The organism is Bradyrhizobium sp. 153 (genome assembly GCF_023073835.1).
Taxonomy (GTDB): Bacteria; Pseudomonadota; Alphaproteobacteria; order Rhizobiales; family Xanthobacteraceae; genus Bradyrhizobium.
The window spans coordinates 129,218-147,135 of record NZ_JADPKH010000154.1 but is presented as its reverse complement, the minus strand read 5'-3'; the positions used below and the strand labels follow the sequence as shown (position 1 = coordinate 147,135).

Here is a 17,918-nt window from a genome sequence, read left to right as displayed (position 1 = left end):
GATTGCAAGGATTGAAGGTACAGCGCTTGATGTCTTTCCACTCGATCTATGCCCATGGATTTGCGCGCGTAGGGGCCTGCGTCACCACCTCCCGCGTGGCCGACCCCTCGGCCAATGCGAAGACCGTCCTGGTGGCGGCCAATGCCTGCCACGAACAATCGGTGGCGGTTGCCGTGTTTCCCGAGCTGTGCCTGTCCGGCTACGCGATCGAAGACCTGGTCAAGCAGGATCCGCTGCTCGATGCGGTCGAGCGCGGGCTCGCTGCGATCGCCGAGGCCTCCGCGGCACTGATGACGGTCCTGATCGTCGGCGCACCGCTGCGCTTTGGCCATCGCATCTACAATTGTGCGGTCGTCATCCATCGCGGCACCGTGCTTGGCGTTGTGCCCAAGAGCTATCTGCCGACCTACCGCGAATTCTACGAAGGACGGCATTTCGCCTCCGGCGCGGGCATCGCCGGAGAGACGATCTCCTTTGGCGGGCTGCATGCGCCGTTCGGCGTCGACCTTCTGTTCTCGGCCGAGGACGTTCCGGGCCTCACCATCGGCGTCGAGATCTGCGAGGACATGTGGATTCCGGTGACGCCGGCATCCGAGCTCGCGCTCGCGGGCGCCAGCGTGCTGATCAACCTCTCGGGCAGCCCGATCACGATCGGCCGGGCGCGCTCGCGCGCGCTGCTGTGCCAATCGACATCGGCGCGATGCCTCGCAGCCTACGTCTATTCCGCCGCCGGAGCAGGGGAATCGACCACCGATCTGGCCTGGGACGGCCAGACCTCGATCTACGAGAATGGCGTGCTGCTGGCCGAGGGCGAGCGGTTCCGCCAGGACGGCCAGATTACGCTGGCCGACGTCGATCTCGACCTGCTCAGGCAGGAGCGCGCGCTGATGGGCACGTTCGACGACAATCGCCGCCAGCGAGAGGCGTTTTTCCGCAAGGTGACATTCGCGCTGAAGCCGCCCGCCGCCGACGTCGGCTTCCTGCGCAAGGTCGAGCGGTTTCCGTTCGTGCCGAGCGACGAGAGCCTGCTCGAGCAGGATTGCTATGAGGCCTACAACATCCAGGTCGCCGGCCTCGTTCAGCGGATGCGTGCCACCGGCACCAAGCGCGTCGTGATCGGCGTCTCCGGCGGGCTCGATTCCACGCACGCCCTGATCGTCGCCGCCAAGGCAGTCGATCTCCTCGGCCTGCCGCGCGAAAACATCCTGGCTTACACCATGCCGGGCTTTGCCACCGGCAGCGAGAGCAAGACCCACGCGCTGGCGCTGATGAAGGCGTTGCAGACGAGCTGGCAAGAGCTCGACATCCGCACCACGGCCACGCAGATGCTGAAGGATATCGGCCACCCCTTTGGCAAGGGCCAGAAGGTCTACGACGTCACCTTCGAGAATGTGCAGGCGGGCCTGCGCACGGACTATCTGTTCCGCCTCGCCAATCATCACGGCGGCATCGTCATCGGCACGGGCGATCTCTCTGAACTCGCGCTCGGCTGGTGCACCTATGGCGTCGGCGACCAGATGGCGCATTACAACGTCAATGCCGGCGTGCCGAAGACGCTGATCCAGCATCTCATCCGCTGGGTGATCTCATCGAACCAGTTCAGCGACAACGTCAACCGCACGCTTGGCTCGATCCTCGCTGCCGAAATCTCTCCAGAGCTGGTGCCGGTGCAGCCTGGCGAGAAGCCGCAGAGCACGGAAGCGTCCGTCGGGCCCTACGAGCTGCAGGATTTCAACCTGTTCTACACGCTGCGCTTCGGCATGCGTCCCTCCAAGATCGCCTTCATGGCGCAGCACGCCTGGAAGGACGTCGCCACGGGCGAATGGCCGCCGGCCTTCCCGAGCGACCGGCGCAGGGCCTACGATCTTCCCGAGATCCGGCGCTGGCTCGAGGTATTCCTGCGTCGCTTCTTCGCTTTCAGCCAGTTCAAGCGCTCGGCGATGCCGAATGGACCGAAGGTTTCGGCGGGTGGGTCATTGTCGCCGCGCGGCGACTGGCGGGCCCCGTCGGATGCGAGCGCAGCGGCATGGCTTGAGGAACTTGAACGGAACGTGCCGAACTGATCGGCGCGGCGCATGGACATTGAGGGGACGATCGGATGCCAGTCGGAGAGGGGGCGGGTGAGGAAGCCAAGGTCGTCAACGGCCTCTACATCTTCGACATCGAAATGCGCGACGGCAAACGCGGCCAAGCCAGGGGCGTGGTCGTGCTCTGCGACGGGCGCATCATGGGCGGCGACAGCTATTTCTATTACACCGGCAGCTACACGTTCCGGAACGGCAAGTGGCGCGGCGACATGATCGTCAATCAGCATACCGAAGCCATCGGCAAGACCCTCGCATTCGGCGGCAGGGAGGTCACCTGCGGTTTCTCGGGCGACTACTCGGCCGGCGGCGCCGAGGTCGAGGGCATGGCGCTGGTCGGCAAGACCACCGTGACATTCACGGCCCGCCTCACGCTGAAGGACGCGATGTAAGCCCCGCGTGATCTGCTCCCGTTCCTTGGCAGGAACCTTCGCACCCGCAGAACGTTCGCGTCTGTTGCTGTGAATTGTCGAGGAGAGGGACCATGCGCAAGCACTTGATGTTATCGACTGCGGCCGTCGGACTGATGCTCGCCTCCGGCTTGGCCTACGCCCAGGCGCCCGGTGAGCGCAGAGACGAGCCGAAACGGACCGAGGAACCGGCCAAAGGCGCTGCGCCGCAGCGCGGGGGCGCGGCCCAAGGCGCTCAAGAGCGGGTTCAGGAGCGCACGCAGGGCGCCCAGGAGAGACTCCAGGGAGCCGGTCGCGAAGAGAAAGGCGGCGCGGCCAAGCGCGAGGCCAACGAAGACAAGCGCCAGCCAGCTACAGCCGCCGAACGTGATCAACCGAAGGCGAAGGATCAGGCACAAGAATCTCGCGAACCTTCGCGCGATCGCAATCGCGAGGCCGAGACCGCCAAACCTGGGCGCGACAGCGGCAAGAGCAGCGCAGAGACGAAGCAGGACAAGTCCGCGCCGCAGAAATCAACTGCCGAGTCCGAGAAATCCAAGGCCGGCCCCGCGGGCCAGCAGAACGAGCGCAGTGGGGCTGCGGCCAACCAGAACGAGCGCAACCAGACCCAGCCGCCGCGCAACGCCGCCGAACAACAGCCGCCGGCGCAACAGAACAACCGCCCGGCCACCGCGACCGACACGAACCGGACGGCGCCGACCAACAATGCACAGACTGCGCCGGCGACGGGCACGCAGACCAATCAAGCCAATCAGACCACCCAGACCAACACGCAGGTTAATCAGCAGACCAGCATGACGTCTGAACGGCAGGTGCGGATCTCTGAAACGGTAAGCCGCGCGCGCCTGGCGCCACCAGAGCGCAACCTGAGCATCGCGATCCGGGTGGGTGAGACGATCCCTTCGCGCGTCCGTCTGCATCGGCTGCCGCCTGAGATCGTGTCGATCGAGCCGGAATATCGCGACTATGAGTATTTCGCGACGGATGACGACGTCGTCATCGTGGAGCCGCGCACGCATCGCATCGTCAGCCAGGTTCCGCGGGATCCGTCGCGGGCTCGTGCACAGATGGGCGGCAGCGCCGGCCAGAGCATGGCGGCCGCCGGCGGGAGCAATGTGAACTGCCGGATCATGCGGCGCGATGCCTCGGGGAACGTGGCCGAAGCAGAGCCGTCAACCGTCGGCTCGACTGCGCGCACGGATTCGCTGAGCGTGACGGTCCAGATGCCCGGCGGCGGATCGTCCGCGCCGATTGCCCTCGGCGCTCCCGCGGGTGACATCGTGGTCGCGTCGCAAGGGCAGGGCGACTGCACGGTGACAATCGAGCCGCAGACGCGCTAAAGCATGATCCGGAAAAGTGCGAAGCGGTTTTCCGAAAAGATCATGCTTAAACAGCCGCATGAAGCGCGATGACGATTCATCGCGCTTTAGGCGCCGGGCCGAACGACGACGCTGAAACGAGAACGCGCCGCCCGGCTGAACAGCCGGACGGCGCGCATCGCGTTCAATCTGAAAAGTTTCGAGGTCCGGAGTGCCTAGGAGTCCGGACCTCGTCACCTTGCCCCAGCCTTCAATCCCCCGCCCCATGTGGTCCCCCAACCCCATGTAGCGCGATCAGAGGGTGATGCCCGTGGAAGTGGCCGCCGATCGATGTCCCGCGATGTACGCGAAGGTTGGTTAGGCTTCCATTCCGGATCACTACGGACACGCCCGCGCCGTTTGAACATTGACGCGTTCGTCCGCGCATGCCGCGATCCTTGCCGCCTGAATGCGATGCGAGCAGATGTCCACATCTGGTCCGCGGTGCGAAACCCGCATTTCACCGGCCTGTCATTGAACTGGTCTAGCCCTGTTCCCGTCATCGCTGATGGCCAAGGAGCAAGCCATGTCGAAGCCGGTGCTGGGCGCCGCATTGTCCATCAAGTCGATCCCCGCGCATCGCGACTGGCTTCTGGAACGGCAGCGCGATCTCGAGATCCAGGATTTTTTCCGCGCGGATCTGCTCGATAGCGACTGGCGCGCGACTGCCGGCGAGATCAAGCAGATGCTTGCGGGCCACACGGGCCGGCTCGGCATTCACGGCCCGTTCTGGGGCTTCAAGATCGACAGCCACGATCCCATGATCCGCCAGGCCGTCACCAAACGCCTGCTTCAGGGTCTTGATGCAGCCGAGTTCCTCGGCGCGACCCAGATGGTGATCTATTCGCCGTTCACCACCTGGGACCACAACAATCTTGATCTCTACACCGATAACCGCGGCAATCTGGTCGAGCGGGTCAAGGCGACGCTCGCCGAAGTGATCGCGCGCGCCGAGACCATCGGCTGCGAGATCGTCATCGAGAACATCGAGGACAAGGATCCGCGCGACCGCGTCCGCCTTGCGAAGGCGCTGGAGAGCAGCAAGGTCCGCGTCTCGCTCGACACCGGGCACGCCAACTACGCCCACATCTCCACCGGCGCACCGCCGGTCGACTATTACGTCGAAACCGCCGGCGACATGCTGACGCATGTGCACCTGCAGGATACCGACGGCTTTGCCGACCGGCACTGGGCGCCGGGCGAAGGCAACATCCCGTGGGTCGCCGTGTTCCGCGCCCTTGGGCGGCTGACCTCGAACCCGCGGCTGATCCTCGAACTTCGCAACCACGACGACGTCCGCGCCGGCGCAGCCCATCTCGCTGCGCTCGGACTGGCCGAATAATCGCATCATCCTGGGCAGGGGTCACATCATGAGCAAGTTCACCCGTCGCACCATTCTGAAATCCGGCGGCGCTGCCGCCAGCACGCTCCTTTTGCCGCGCTTTGCCATCGCGCAAGGCGACAACCGTCCGTCGGTCACGATCGCCGTGCAGAAGGTGACCAATTCGAACGTCCTCGACGTGCTGCGCGAGCAGTCCAATGTCGGCGAGCGCGTGTTCTTCTCCTCGATCTGGGAAGGCCTGATCTCCAAGAACTGGCGCGGCAACCTGGAGGCCGTGCCCGGCCTTGCCACCGAATGGCGCCGCATCGACGACCAGACCGTCGAAGTGAAGCTGCGCCAGGGCGTCAAATTCCACAATGGCGACGAGCTCACTGCCGAAGACGTCGTCTTCACCTTCAGCCGCGAGCGCATGTTCGGCGAGACTGAAGCCAAGAGCCGCTCCACCATCCAGGCTTTCGAGAAGATCCCGGCGCCGCGTCCCGGCAAAGAGCTGCCGCCAGATGTGCCGGCCGTTGCCCGCCGCATCTGGCCGGACCTCGTCCGGGTCGATGCCGTGGACAAGTACACGGTGCGCTTCTACAACGCCACACCCGACGTCACCATCGAAGGCCGGCTGTCGCGCTATGGCTCCGACATCATGAACCGCCGGGCCTGGGAAGAAGCCGCGAGCTACCTCGACTGGGCGCGCAAGCCCGTCACCACCGGTCCCTACAAGGTCGTCGAGCTCAAGCCCGACGTGTCGCTGGTGCTGGAAGCGCACGACGAATATTGGGGCGGCCGCCCGCCGCTCAAGCGCATCCGCTTCCTCGAAGTGCCGGAAGTTGCGAGCCGCATCAACGGCCTGCTCTCGGGCGAATACCACTTCGCCTGCGACATCCCGCCGGACCAGATCGCCGGCATCGAAAAGAATTCCGCGTTCGAAGTGCAGGGCGGCACCATTCTCAATCATCGCCTGACCGTGTTCGACAAGAACCACGCCCAGCTCGCCAATCCGCTTGTCAGGCGCGCCTTTACTCACGCAATCGACCGCCAGGCCATCGTCGACAGCCTGTGGGCCGGCCGCACCCGCGTGCCGAAGGGCCTGCAATGGGAATTCTACGGCGACATATTCAACGCGGACTGGAGCGTGCCGGCCTATGATCCCAAGCTTGCGCAGGATCTGTTGAAGCAGGCCAATTACAAGGGCGATCCGATTCCCTATCGCCTGCTCAGCAATTACTACACCAACCAGGTCGCGACCGCGCAGATCCTGGTCGAAATGTGGAAGTCGGTCGGCCTCAACGTGCAGATCGAGACCAAGGAGAACTGGTCCCAGATCATGGAGCGGGCGCCGACCCGCGCGGTGCGCGACTGGTCGAACTCGGCCGCCTTCAACGATCCGGTGTCGTCGCTGGTTGCCCAGCACGGGCCGAACGGCCAGCAGCAGCAGATCGGCGAGTGGACCAATGTCGAGCTAAACAAGCTATCGGAGTTCCTGGAGACCTCGACCGATCGCCCAGCCCGCAAGAAGGCGTTCCGCCGCATGCTGGAGATCGCCGAGCGCGAGGACCCCGCCTATACGGTGCTACACCAGAACGCGACCTTCACGGCCAAGCCGAAATCCATCAAGTGGAAGGCAGCGCCCGCCTTCGCGATGGATTTCCGCGCCGGCAATTTCGAGGCCTGACGTGGCGCCGCTGGTCAGCATCCGGAACTTGCGCGTCACCTTCAACGGCGTGCAGGTGCTGCGCGGCGTCGACGTCAGCTTGCAGAAGGGCGAGGCCCTCGGGCTCGTCGGTGAGTCCGGATCGGGCAAGTCGGTGACCTGGCTTGCCGCCCTGGGCCTGCTGCCGCGCCATGCCAAGGTCTCGGGCTCGGTACTGCTGGACGACCGCGAGATCCTCGGCGCGCCCGCGGCCGACCTCGACCATGTCAGGGGCGGGCGGGTCGCGATGATCTTCCAGGATCCGGCGAGCGCGTTGAACCCCGTGCTGACCATCCGCAGGCAGCTCTGCGAAGCGCTGGCGTTGCATCGCGATCTCTCGGGCGACGCGGTGAAGGCGGAAGCGCGGCGGCTGCTCGATCTCGTCGGGATTCCCGACGCAGGCCGGCGGCTGTCCGCCTATCCGCACGAATTCTCCGGCGGCCAGGTCCAGCGCATCATGATCGCAATGGCGCTCGCCGGAAATCCCGACCTGCTGGTCGCGGACGAGCCGACTACCGCGCTCGATGCCACCATTCAGGCCCAGATCCTGGAGCTGCTCTCCTCGGTCCGTCGCGAGATGGGCATGGCCATGGTCCTGATCAGCCACGATCTCGGGGTCGTCGCCGAGAACTGCGATCGTGTCGCCGTGATGTATGCCGGCCGCATCGTCGAGGAGGCACCCAGCAACCAGCTCTTCGCCGATCCCGTGCACCCTTACGCGCAAGGCCTGATCGGTGCGCTGCCGCCGCTCGATGGAGCGCGCCGGCGCCTGACGGCCATTCCCGGCACCGTGCCCGATCCCGCGCGGATGCCTGAGGGTTGCGCCTTCGCGCCACGCTGCACGCTGGCGAGTGAAGCTTGCGGACTTGTCGCGCCGAGCCTGGCCCCGATCGCGCATGACCGCAACGTCGCCTGCATCCGCGCCGAGGCTTCGCGCCGGGCGCTGCTCGGGATCGCCGCCGAATGAGCGCGCCGTTCGTCCAGGTGTCCGCGATTTCGCGCAGCTACGCGATGCGCTCCGGAATGTTCGGCCGCAGCACCGTCGTTCACGCTGTCGACGGCGTGTCGCTGAGCATTCCCAAGGGCGAGACGCTGGGCTTGGTCGGCGAGTCCGGCTCGGGCAAATCGACCACGGGCCGCATCGTGCTCGGCTTCGAGCCGTCCGACAGCGGTGAGGTGCGGTTCGATGGCAAGCCGATGGCCCCGCTGGGAACGGCTGCATGGCGCGCCCAGCGCGCACGCATGCAGATGATCTTCCAGGATCCGCTGGGCGCGCTGGACCGGCGGCTGCCAGTCGCCGCGCAAATTCGCGAGCCCCTGGACATCCACGATCTCGGCATGCCCGCCGAGCGCGAAGACCGCGTTCGCGAATTGCTGCGCGCGGTTGAGCTGACGCCGGCACATGGCGCGCGCTATCCGGGCGCGCTGTCCGGCGGCCAACGCCAGCGCATCGTGCTCGCGCGGGCGCTGGCGACCAAGCCGGATTTCCTGGTCTGCGACGAGCCGGTCAGCGCGCTCGATGTCTCGATCCAGGCGCAGGTGGTGAACCTGCTCGCCGATCTCCAGGCCGAGCTGTCGCTGACGCTGCTGTTCATCAGCCATGATCTCCGCGTCGTCAGGCAGATCAGCAATGTCGTTGCCGTGATGTATCTTGGCCGCATCGTCGAGATCGGCAGCGCCGATGATCTGTTTGCGCGGCCCGAGCATCCGTACACGCAGGCGCTGGTCTCGGCCTCGCCCGCACCGGGCCGCCGCAGCGCGGGCCGCATCGTGCTCGCTGGCGATCCGCCGAACCCGGCGGCGCGCCCTCAAGGCTGTACTTTCCATCCGCGCTGCCCGCGCGCCATCGCGCGCTGTGCAAGCGAGGTGCCGGCACTCTCAAGCATCGGCGGCAACAGGCAAGTCGCCTGCCACCTGGTCACGGGTGCCGAAACGCGGGACGCGGCGTGATGGGCCACTTTTTCGCCATCCGGCTCGGCCGCGCGGCTCTGACGATCGTCCTCGTCGTCACCTTCGCCTTCGTCGTGCTGCGTCTGTCGGGCGATCCCGCGCTGATGATTTTGGGACCGGAGGCGCCGCCGGAGGTGCTCGCAGCATTCCGCAAGGCGTGGAGTCTCGATGATCCGATCTGGGCCCAGTACTTCGATTATTTTGGCGCCATCGCCAAGGGCGAGCTTGGCCGCTCCATGCGCGACGGCCGGCCCGCGATCGAGCTGGTGCTGGAACGCATCCCGGCGACGCTGGCGCTGACCCTGCCGGCGTTCTTCTTCAAGGTCGCGCTCGGCATTCCCGCAGGGATCTACGCCGCGCTGCATCGCGGCTCGGGAATCGACCGCGCCGTGATGATGACGGCGGTCGCCGGCTTCACCGTCCCGAGCTTCGTGCTCGCGCTGGTGCTGGTGTTGGTATTCGCGGTTCAGCTCGGCTGGCTGCCATCGGGCGGCCAGGAGAGCTGGCGGCACGCGATCCTGCCCATTGCGACGCTCGGCCTCGGTGGCGCCGCGGTGCTGGCGCGCTTCACCCGCAGCGCGATGCTGGAGGTGCTGGGCCAGCCCTATATTCGCACGGCTTCCGCCAAGGGCGTGTCCTGGCGCCAGGTGGTGACGTCGCATGCGCTGCCGAACGCCGCGATCCCGACGGTCACCATTCTGGGCTTCATGGTGGGAACGCTGATCGCCGGCGCGGTCGTCGTAGAGAGCGTGTTTGCCTGGCCGGGAGTAGGGCGCCTGCTCGTGGTCGCCGTCGCCAACCGCGACCTCGCCGTGGTGCAATGCATCTTGCTGCTGGTCGCGATGACCATGGTGACGTCCAATCTGGTCGTCGACTTCCTCTACGGCTTCCTCGATCCGCGCCTGCGCGCCAAAGGGGCGCATGCATGACCGACGCGACGCTGAAGGATGCCAAAGCGTTTTCAAGCGAAGTGGATTCCGGTTCGCGCAAAAGAAACGCGTCAAAACTAGAATCTAGCCTCCGCCGCCGCATCAGCCTGGCGGCGATCCCGGTCTCGGTCGCGCTCGCGATCACCTGGATCATCGCCATGCTGCTGATCGCCGCGTTCGCCGAGAAGATCGCGCCCTACGGCTTCACCCAGCTCGACCTGCGCAATCGCCTGGCGGCTCCCGGCAATGCCGCGCATTGGCTCGGTACCGACGAGCTCGGCCGCGACGTGCTGTCGCGGCTCCTCGTCTCCATCCGCATCTCACTGCTGATCGCGTTCGGCGCCACCGCGATCTCGGCGCTGGTCGGCACCACGCTCGGCTTCCTCGCCGCGCATTTCCGCGGGGCCATCGAACAGCTCGTGCTGATGCTGACCGACTTCCAGGCCAGCATGCCCTTCCTGATCATGGCGCTCGCGGTGCTCGCCTTCTTCGGCAATTCGCTGCCGCTGCTCATCGCTCTGATGGGACTGTTCGGCTGGGAGCGCTACGCCCGCATCGCGCGGGGCCTCGCCATCTCCGCCAATGCGCAAGGGTATGCCGCCGCCGTCCGCCAGTTAGGGGCGGCGCCGTCGCGGATCTACCTCCGGCACATCCTGCCCAACATCGCCTCGACCCTGATCGTCTCGACCACGCTGGTCTTTCCCGAGGTGATCCTGATGGAATCCGGCCTGTCGTTCCTCGGCCTCGGCGTGCAGCCGCCGATGACCAGCCTCGGCAACATGGTCGGCTATGGCCGCGAATACCTGACCCGGGCGCCCTGGATCATGCTGGCGCCGGCCACCACGATCGTGGTCACGACGTTGGCCGTCTCTGTGATCGGCGACTGGTTACGCGACCGGCTCGATCCGACCTTGCAATAGGGCCTCGACTTCTCGACTCCCGGTTCTGCAGGCGGCGTTTGCACAACCTCGCGCTGGGGAACGTTCGCGAGAGGCCGCGCCGGGAGCAGGGGAGCCCTGTCCGGACCAAGTTCCCGTTGCGCGCGTTCCCCGCGTGCGCTATCCGGCCGGAAAGCTCTGAGGCGGCTTCCATTTTTCCGCCCGGCTCCAAGCCAACCCGAGGACGGAAACCGCCATGCCAGCCTATCGCTCCCGCACCACCACCCACGGCCGCAACATGGCGGGCGCCCGCGGCCTCTGGCGCGCGACGGGCATGAAGGATGCCGATTTCGGCAAGCCGATCATCGCCGTCGTCAACTCCTTCACCCAATTCGTGCCCGGCCACGTCCATCTGAAGGACCTCGGCCAGCTCGTGGCCCGCGAGATCGAGCAGGCCGGCGGCGTCGCCAAGGAGTTCAACACCATCGCGGTCGATGACGGCATCGCCATGGGTCATGACGGCATGCTCTACAGCCTGCCGTCGCGCGAATTGATCGCCGACAGCGTCGAGTACATGGCCAACGCGCATTGCGCCGACGGTCTCGTCTGCATCTCCAATTGCGACAAGATCACGCCCGGCATGCTGATGGCCGCGCTGCGGCTCAACATCCCCGCCGTGTTCGTCTCGGGCGGACCGATGGAGGCCGGCAAGGTCAAGCTTCAGGGCAAGACCAAAGCCGTCGACCTCATTGATGCCATGGTGGCCGCGGCCGATTCCAAGGTCAGCGATGAGGACGTCAAGGTGATCGAGCGCTCGGCGTGCCCGACCTGCGGCTCCTGCTCGGGCATGTTCACCGCCAATTCCATGAACTGCCTGACCGAGGCGCTTGGCCTCGCGCTGCCCGGCAACGGTTCGGTGGTCGCAACCCACGCCGACCGCAGGCGCCTGTTCGTCGAAGCCGGCCACACCATCGTCGACCTCGTCCGCCGCTATTACGAGCAGGACGATGCCAGCGTGCTGCCGCGCAACATCGCCAACTCTAGGGCGTTCGAGAACGCCATGACTCTCGACATCGCGATGGGCGGCTCGACCAACACCGTGCTGCATCTGCTCGCCGCTGCCCATGAAGGGCAGGTCGAGTTTACCATGCGCGACATCGACCGGCTCTCGCGTCGTGTGCCCGTGCTGTGCAAGGTCGCACCATCCGTCGCCGACGTGCATGTCGAGGACGTGCACCGCGCCGGCGGCATCATGGGCATTCTCGGCGAGCTCGACCGCGCCGGGCTGATCGACACCTCGGTCTCGACCGTGCACGCCCCGACCATGAACGATGCGTTGGAGCGCTGGGACATCAAGCGCAGCAAGAGCGAGGCGGTGCGCACCTTCTATCGGGCCTCGCCCGGCGGCATCCCGACCCAGGTCGCCTTCAGCCAGGAGCGCCGCTACGACGAGCTCGATGCCGACCGCGAGAAGGGCGTCGTGCGCGACCTCGAGCACGCTTTCAGCAAGGACGGCGGCCTCGCCGTGCTTTACGGCAATCTCGCGCAGGACGGCTGTATCGTGAAGACCGCCGGCGTCGACGCCTCGATCCTGAAATTCTCCGGCCCCGCGCGCGTGTTCGAAAGCCAGGACGCAGCGGTGGAGGGCATCCTGGGCGGTAAGGTCGTCGCGGGTGACGTCGTCGTCGTGCGCTATGAGGGCCCGCGCGGCGGCCCCGGCATGCAGGAGATGCTCTATCCGACCAGCTATCTGAAATCGATGGGCCTCGGCAAAGCCTGCGCGCTCGTCACCGACGGCCGCTTCTCCGGCGGCTCGTCCGGCCTGTCGATCGGCCATCTGTCGCCGGAAGCGGCCGAAGGCGGCAATATCGGTCTCGTGCGCGACGGCGATCGTATCGCCATCGACATCCCCAACCGCAGCATCAGCCTGGAGGTCTCCGACGAGGAGCTGGCCAAGCGCCGCGCCGCGGAGGAGGCGAAGGGCGATGCCGCCTGGCAGCCGCAGAACCGCAAGCGCAATGTCTCGACCGCGCTGCAGGCTTACGCCGCGCTCACCACCAGCGCCGCGCGCGGCGCCGTGCGCGAGGTGAAGCGGCGTTCGAGATAGCGCCTGATCGACGCGCCACAGGCTGGGCGGATTCTTCCGGAATGACCCGCGGTCTCCGCGCGAGCGGGCGGGCGCACTGTTGCAGGACAGAGCCGGGACAAGCGGTCGCAAAAGAAACGGCCCCGCCTCCTGGGGTGTGGGCTTTTGGGGGTGGAGGCGGGAGCCGTTTTGCGAAGTGGGCGCCCAACGTGCGGGCTCGCCCGCCAGGCCCCTGTGAATTTAGTGTCTTTGCGCCCATTTTGCCATTTAATTTTTATTTATTTGTACTTTGTTTGTGATTTAATCGCGCCATCCTAAGAAAATAGCCGAAATCCATTTTTCCGAATCCGGCCGGGCGGACGCCGTATCCTCCGCAACGGTCCGGATTGCCAGTAGCGGGGTAAGCCATGAGTCACTCTCCATCGCTCGTGCCGCACATTGCGACAGACCGGGACGTCTATCTCGTGCTCGATGATTTCGGCCGGCGGCTGGGCCGCGCCTGGTGTGAGACGGCTGAGGAGGACGCCAATCGGGCGACCCTGCTCAGGAATCTCGTCGAGGGGCAATATCTCCATCCGGTACGTGTCGTGGCTTTCAATACCGCGGAAGGATGGTCGCGAGATGCCACGGCAGAAGTCGCAGACGAACTGCGCCGCCGCTTTGTCGAATTCGAGGAGACCGATCCCTCGCTGCTGGAGTTTTTGGAAAGAGCAGCGAGGCGGTGAAGCTCGAGCGGAGGCGGATGAACGCCAAACGCACGTCGCGTGTTGATGCGCGTGGTCAATGAGTTCTTACCTGTCGGCTGCGACTGGCTGTTCGCATTAAGGATGCCCCGACGAAGTTCGGCAGCCCAGGATTTTGCGTCGTATACTGCTAGCGACCTTCGCAAATCCATTTCGGGCAACTGGGGCACCACGCAATGTCTCGTACTCTCGCCGTCGTTTTCTCTACCGCCGTCGCCGCGATTTCCATGATGGGCGCAGCCTCCGCCGGCTGCTACAATTGCTATGCGCCGCCGCCGTGCACGACCTGCTACCAGCAGCAATACGTCGCGCCGCAATACCGCGCTGTCGACGAAACCGTGATGGTGTCTCCCGGTTCTGTGGTCGCGCATCGCACGCCGGCGCAGTACCGCACCGTAATGGTGCCGCAGACCGTGATGGTGGCGCCGCCCAGCGTCCAGTACGAGCGCATCCCCCCGCAATATGCCACGCGCCAGCGCGTCGAGATGGTGTCGCCGGGCTATTCGTATTACGCGCCCGTGCAGATGGGCTGCGCGTCCTGCGGGTACTGAGCTGACGCAATGAAGACAGTCTCGCGCGGCGCTCCTTGCGGGGCGCCGCTTTCTTTTGCGCATCAGCAAGCGAGGCCCGGATATGGAGACGAATCCAACCGGACCTCGCAACCGGCAACGCCCTGGGAGATGTCGCCGGTATCTGGGATTGCCGAGACGTCGGCGCGTGGCGGCGCCGAACCTGCCGCCAAGCTAGAGGAACAGGCTGACACTCGCCTGACAAAGGGCGGGGCTGAAGAGGTTGAGGCGAGAGTGCGAACTTCGCGTTGCCTTGCGCGGTCGACGCGTTAAGCGACACCCGTTCCAGGCTTGGAAGGGTGGCCGAGTAGTTTAAGGCACCGGTCTTGAAATTTACTCTGAAAATGGTCGGTAGGAATTAAGCTCCTAGGAGCGGCGATCTCGTCATGGGAAAAGGGTCCGCTCGGGAAGCTTTCGGGCCCCATACGACCAACCGGGCCCCTGCGACCGGCCGCGCTGGGGGACCATTGAGCGGCCGCCGACCGAGGCGGCGCTCTTCAGCAAGTGAAGAAGAAACCAGCGCAGCCATGCCGAACGCTAGGGGCGCCTAGAGACCACAGGGCAATAGCAGTCTGTGCTTCGGCCTGGAAAATGAACGCTGATCGCTAGGCACGTTCCTAGGCCAGCCGAGTTGGCCTTGCTTCGCTCACTCATCATTTTTTGCTCGCTTCGTCCGCTCTCACGTTGCGAGCCGGGAATCTCGACAATGGTGCTCAGTTCCTCTCCAGGCGCGTCCGGAAGCTCACAACTCTGTCCATGTCGCTGGAAGCTGATTGCCTACCTTGTTGCTTCACCACCTGCTCGAGTTCAAGAGCTTCTATTGCAAGCTCATCTGCCAAGCGTCCGAAGAGTTCGCGCTTTTGCGGATCGCTTGCCCGCCTGCTCATAAGGGCCAAATCCGCGGCATCGGCGCGGAGTTTGTCCAATCTTTTTTTGAGGTCCGCCATTATCGGCATGTCCTAAACCCACCTCGTCTCGGGTGGGGGTACAAGTCAACGGCGGAATATTCTATTGGTTCTTCGTTAACCGTTCATTAGGCTGACAGGCGTCGTGAAGACCCCGCGAGGGTGAACCGGCGGGCCAGGATCCGAGTCGCGAATCCTCTGCCGGGATTTCGGACCAAAGCGGAGTCACATCAGCGGCTTAGCCTGCGATTTCCCTGGCGGTCGGCGCGATGCCGGGCCCACCGGTGGAGCACCCACGGTGCGCCGATCAGACGCATTCGGTTAGCAACAGCCACGTCAGCCATATGCTGGCCGAATATTCATCCCAAGATCGTGCAGGAGCGGCTAGGCCATTCCTCAAATCGCGATCACGATGGAGAACCATCTGATGCCGAACATGCAGGGCGAAGCGGCCGCGGCTGTTGACGTTGCCATGCGAGCCGCCATAAACAAGCGAACCGAAGCGACGAAAAGCTAAACAATTTCCAGTCTGGAAGGGTGGCCGAGTGGTTTAAGGCACCGGTCTTGAAAACCGGCGTGCCCGCAAGGGTACCGTGGGTTCGAATCCCACCCCTTCCGCCACAATCCAATAAAATCAACCGCTTAGATGCGGTTCGTTACCGCGCTCAGCTGAGCTCGACATTGAGGGCGCAATCGCGGATGAGTTGAAGCGACACGAAATCTTGTCGGACTCGCTGCGCCGCTCGAGATCGGTAGCAACTCCAGGCGAGGGGGGCCTGGTGTGCCTTAGCTGTGTTGCGCGGACGATTGATCATCCCAGAGCAGTTCACCGCACCGGCATTGATACACCCGGATGAAGCGGGCTGCCTTCATGTCCCATAGCTTCTCCGCCAGACTGAGCGGTTCGCGGCATTTGGGGCAGCGGAACAGGGTTCGGCTCGGGGGCGTGGCTGGAGGCATGGGCACGTCTCATTTTTCAGAAGACGCGAAAGCTCGGCAAGCGTTCCTGAGCATGATCCGGAAAAGTGTGAAGCGGTTTTCGGCAAAGATCAGGCTCAAACACAACGTCAAGCGCGATGACGATTATTGCCAATCGCATTGCGCTTTAGCTCCGGTGGAGGCCGTTGCAAAATAGGAACGCTTGCGGCCCACGTACTTTGATCCGCATGCGCTTAGGCGCATCAGGCTATCTAACCGTAGCCCGAGCGGCCCCAGCCCTGGGTCCTTGATCCAGGCCTGGGGTCGTTCTTTCTCGCGCAAACGGCTGCGCCTGGACCGGCGAGCCTTCGTTGAAGGACCAGGTGTCTCAAGCTGCACGTGCAAACGAGCGACGCCTGTGGCGCAGGTATCGCTCGATATCGGCGAGCGGCATTGCGTTCAGCACCCGCTCTGCGGGGACGCCGCCTTTTCGCGCCATCTCGACGCCCCAATGCATGTGATCGAGCTCGGCGATCGAGTGCGCGTCCGGATTGATGCTCAACATGCAGCCATATTCGAGCGCAGCCTGATGCCAGCGCCAGTCCAGATCGAGCCGCCAGGGATGAGCGTTGATCTCGATTGCGACGTCGTGCTTGGCGCAGGCGCGCAGCACCTTCTCGACATCGATCTCGTAGCCTGGACGGCGCTGAAGCTGGCGGCCGGTCATGTGGCCGACGATGGTGGTGTAGGGATTGGCGACAGCCCGCAGCAGGCGTTCGGTCTGTGCCTTCCGATCCAGCCTGAAACGCCCGTGGATGCTGGCGACCACGAAATCGAAGCCGTCGAGCACCTCGTCCGGATAGTCCAGCGATCCGTCCGCCAGGATGTCGGACTCAATGCCCCTCAGGATCCGAAAGTCCTTGCCAAACTTTCTATTGAGCCGCTCGGCCTGCCGATGCTGCTCCTTGATCTGCTCGAGCGAGAGACCCCCGGCGTAGTGCGCCGACTGCGAGTGGTCGGCGACACCGAAATATTCGAAGCCGCGCTTCAGCGTGGCCTTGGCCATGCTCTCGAGCGTCTCAGTCCCATCCGAGGCGTCGGTGTGGCAGTGCAGGATGCCGCGCAGGTCCTGGTCGGTGACGAGCCTCGGCAGCTTTTTCTTCAGCGCCCGCTCGATCTCGCCGCGGCCCTCGCGCAGTTCGGGCGCGATGAAGGGAAGGCCGAGCGCCCGGTAGATGTCTTCCTCGGTCTCTGCGACAACGCTCCGCCCCTTGTGCAGCCCGTCCGGCTCGAGGCGCATTCCTTTCTTGTCCGCGAGCGCCCGAAGCTGATCCAGATGAACAGGTGAGCCTGTCGCGTGGAGCAGGGCGGCGCCAAAATGCTTGCGATCGGCGAGGTGGACTTGCAGCCCGCCTGATTCGATAACGCTGCCGCTCCCGGCGGCCTCGGCGACGATCGCGAAGTCGGCGACGAGTTCGCAACCGCGCCTGAAGTCGCCGGCGATCGTGAGCCGTCTGAGCTCGGGCCGCGCTTTCCGCAGCGAGTCCGTTGCATGCTCGAGCAGGGCCGCGGCGCGATGCAGGTGCAGGCGACCCTTGCCGCTTTTGGCGATCGCAAGGTTCTCCACGATCTTGGTCTGCAGCGCGGCCCCAAGCCCCTTGGCCTTCTTGATGCGGTCTTGCTCGGCTGCCGTTTCCAATTCGGACAGGGAGGTGATCCCGAGATCCTTGTAGAGCTTGAGCACCTTCTCAGGCCTTAAGCCCGGCACCGTCAGCAGTTCCAGGACCCCCGCGGGAATTTCCTTGCGCAGCTTCTCAAGGCTCGGATGAGTCCCCGTGCGATACAGCTTGGTGATAATGTCCGCGATGGCTTCGCCGACCCCGGGAATCTCGGTGAGGCGGTCTTCCTCGATCAGCACGTGGAGCGGGACGACGAGCGCGGCAAGATTATCGGCGGCGTTGGCATACGCCTTCGCACGATAGGGGTTGCCTCCACGCAGCGCCGTTCGCTGCGCGTATTCCCTCAGGAGTTCAGTCACCCTTGGGGTGTCAGCGACCGCCAC

Annotated in this window: 14 protein-coding genes and 1 tRNA gene; 13 read left to right on the top strand and 2 right to left on the bottom strand. The window is 64.8% G+C overall.

Annotated features, from left to right (window positions below):
* Positions 1-29 precede the first annotated feature (29 nt).
* From IVA91_RS35580 to IVA91_RS35525, 12 genes are all read left to right on the top strand, one after another.
* Positions 30-2,063: an NAD(+) synthase gene (locus tag IVA91_RS35580; protein WP_247275673.1), complete on the top strand. Its 2,034-nt coding sequence runs from the start codon at positions 30-32 to the stop codon at positions 2,061-2,063.
* Between the two features lie 35 nt (positions 2,064-2,098).
* Positions 2,099-2,476, top strand: a complete 378-nt coding sequence (locus tag IVA91_RS35575) for a GrlR family regulatory protein (protein WP_247275624.1) — start codon at positions 2,099-2,101, stop codon at positions 2,474-2,476.
* A 92-nt stretch (positions 2,477-2,568) separates the two neighbouring features.
* Positions 2,569-3,834 (top strand): DUF1236 domain-containing protein, encoded by a 1,266-nt coding sequence (locus IVA91_RS35570; RefSeq protein ID WP_247275623.1) that lies wholly within the window; start codon positions 2,569-2,571, stop codon positions 3,832-3,834.
* Between the two features lie 544 nt (positions 3,835-4,378).
* Positions 4,379-5,194 (top strand): sugar phosphate isomerase/epimerase family protein, encoded by an 816-nt coding sequence (locus tag IVA91_RS35565; RefSeq protein WP_247281124.1) that lies wholly within the window; start codon positions 4,379-4,381, stop codon positions 5,192-5,194.
* Between the two features lie 28 nt (positions 5,195-5,222).
* Positions 5,223-6,860, top strand: a complete 1,638-nt coding sequence (locus IVA91_RS35560; protein ID WP_247460706.1) for an ABC transporter substrate-binding protein — start codon at positions 5,223-5,225, stop codon at positions 6,858-6,860.
* 1 nt (position 6,861) lies between these two features.
* Positions 6,862-7,845 (top strand): ABC transporter ATP-binding protein, encoded by a 984-nt coding sequence (locus IVA91_RS35555; protein WP_247281122.1) that lies wholly within the window; start codon positions 6,862-6,864, stop codon positions 7,843-7,845.
* The gene (locus IVA91_RS35550; protein ID WP_247281121.1) at positions 7,842-8,828 is read left to right on the top strand and encodes an ABC transporter ATP-binding protein; all 987 of its coding nucleotides are present in this window, start codon (positions 7,842-7,844) and stop codon (positions 8,826-8,828) included. Before IVA91_RS35555 ends, IVA91_RS35550 begins: the two co-directional genes overlap by 4 nt.
* On the top strand, positions 8,828-9,757 hold the full coding sequence (locus IVA91_RS35545; protein ID WP_247281120.1) for an ABC transporter permease: 930 nt from the start codon (positions 8,828-8,830) through the stop codon (positions 9,755-9,757). The genes IVA91_RS35550 and IVA91_RS35545 overlap by 1 nt, the downstream gene beginning before the upstream one ends.
* Entirely contained in the window at positions 9,754-10,677 is a 924-nt protein-coding gene (locus IVA91_RS35540; RefSeq protein WP_247281119.1) for an ABC transporter permease, read from the top strand. The genes IVA91_RS35545 and IVA91_RS35540 overlap by 4 nt, the downstream gene beginning before the upstream one ends.
* A 214-nt stretch (positions 10,678-10,891) precedes the next feature.
* Positions 10,892-12,742, top strand: a complete 1,851-nt coding sequence (ilvD, locus tag IVA91_RS35535) for a dihydroxy-acid dehydratase (protein ID WP_247281118.1) — start codon at positions 10,892-10,894, stop codon at positions 12,740-12,742.
* A 386-nt stretch (positions 12,743-13,128) separates the two neighbouring features.
* Positions 13,129-13,446: a hypothetical protein gene (locus IVA91_RS35530; protein WP_247281117.1), complete on the top strand. Its 318-nt coding sequence runs from the start codon at positions 13,129-13,131 to the stop codon at positions 13,444-13,446.
* A 245-nt stretch (positions 13,447-13,691) separates the two neighbouring features.
* On the top strand, positions 13,692-14,015 hold the full coding sequence (locus IVA91_RS35525; protein WP_247281134.1) for a hypothetical protein: 324 nt from the start codon (positions 13,692-13,694) through the stop codon (positions 14,013-14,015).
* A gap of 731 nt (positions 14,016-14,746) precedes the next feature.
* On the opposite strand, the gene IVA91_RS35520 is transcribed toward IVA91_RS35525, so the two are convergent.
* Complete coding sequence (locus IVA91_RS35520) at positions 14,747-14,980, bottom strand: hypothetical protein (protein WP_247281116.1); 234 nt, start codon at positions 14,978-14,980, stop codon at positions 14,747-14,749.
* Between the two features lie 489 nt (positions 14,981-15,469).
* Between IVA91_RS35520 and IVA91_RS35515 the strand changes: the two genes are divergently transcribed.
* A tRNA-Ser gene (locus tag IVA91_RS35515) sits at positions 15,470-15,559 on the top strand.
* 685 nt (positions 15,560-16,244) lie between these two features.
* Here the strand turns inward: IVA91_RS35515 and IVA91_RS35510 are convergent.
* Complete coding sequence (locus IVA91_RS35510; RefSeq protein ID WP_247281115.1) at positions 16,245-17,918, bottom strand: DNA polymerase/3'-5' exonuclease PolX; 1,674 nt, start codon at positions 17,916-17,918, stop codon at positions 16,245-16,247.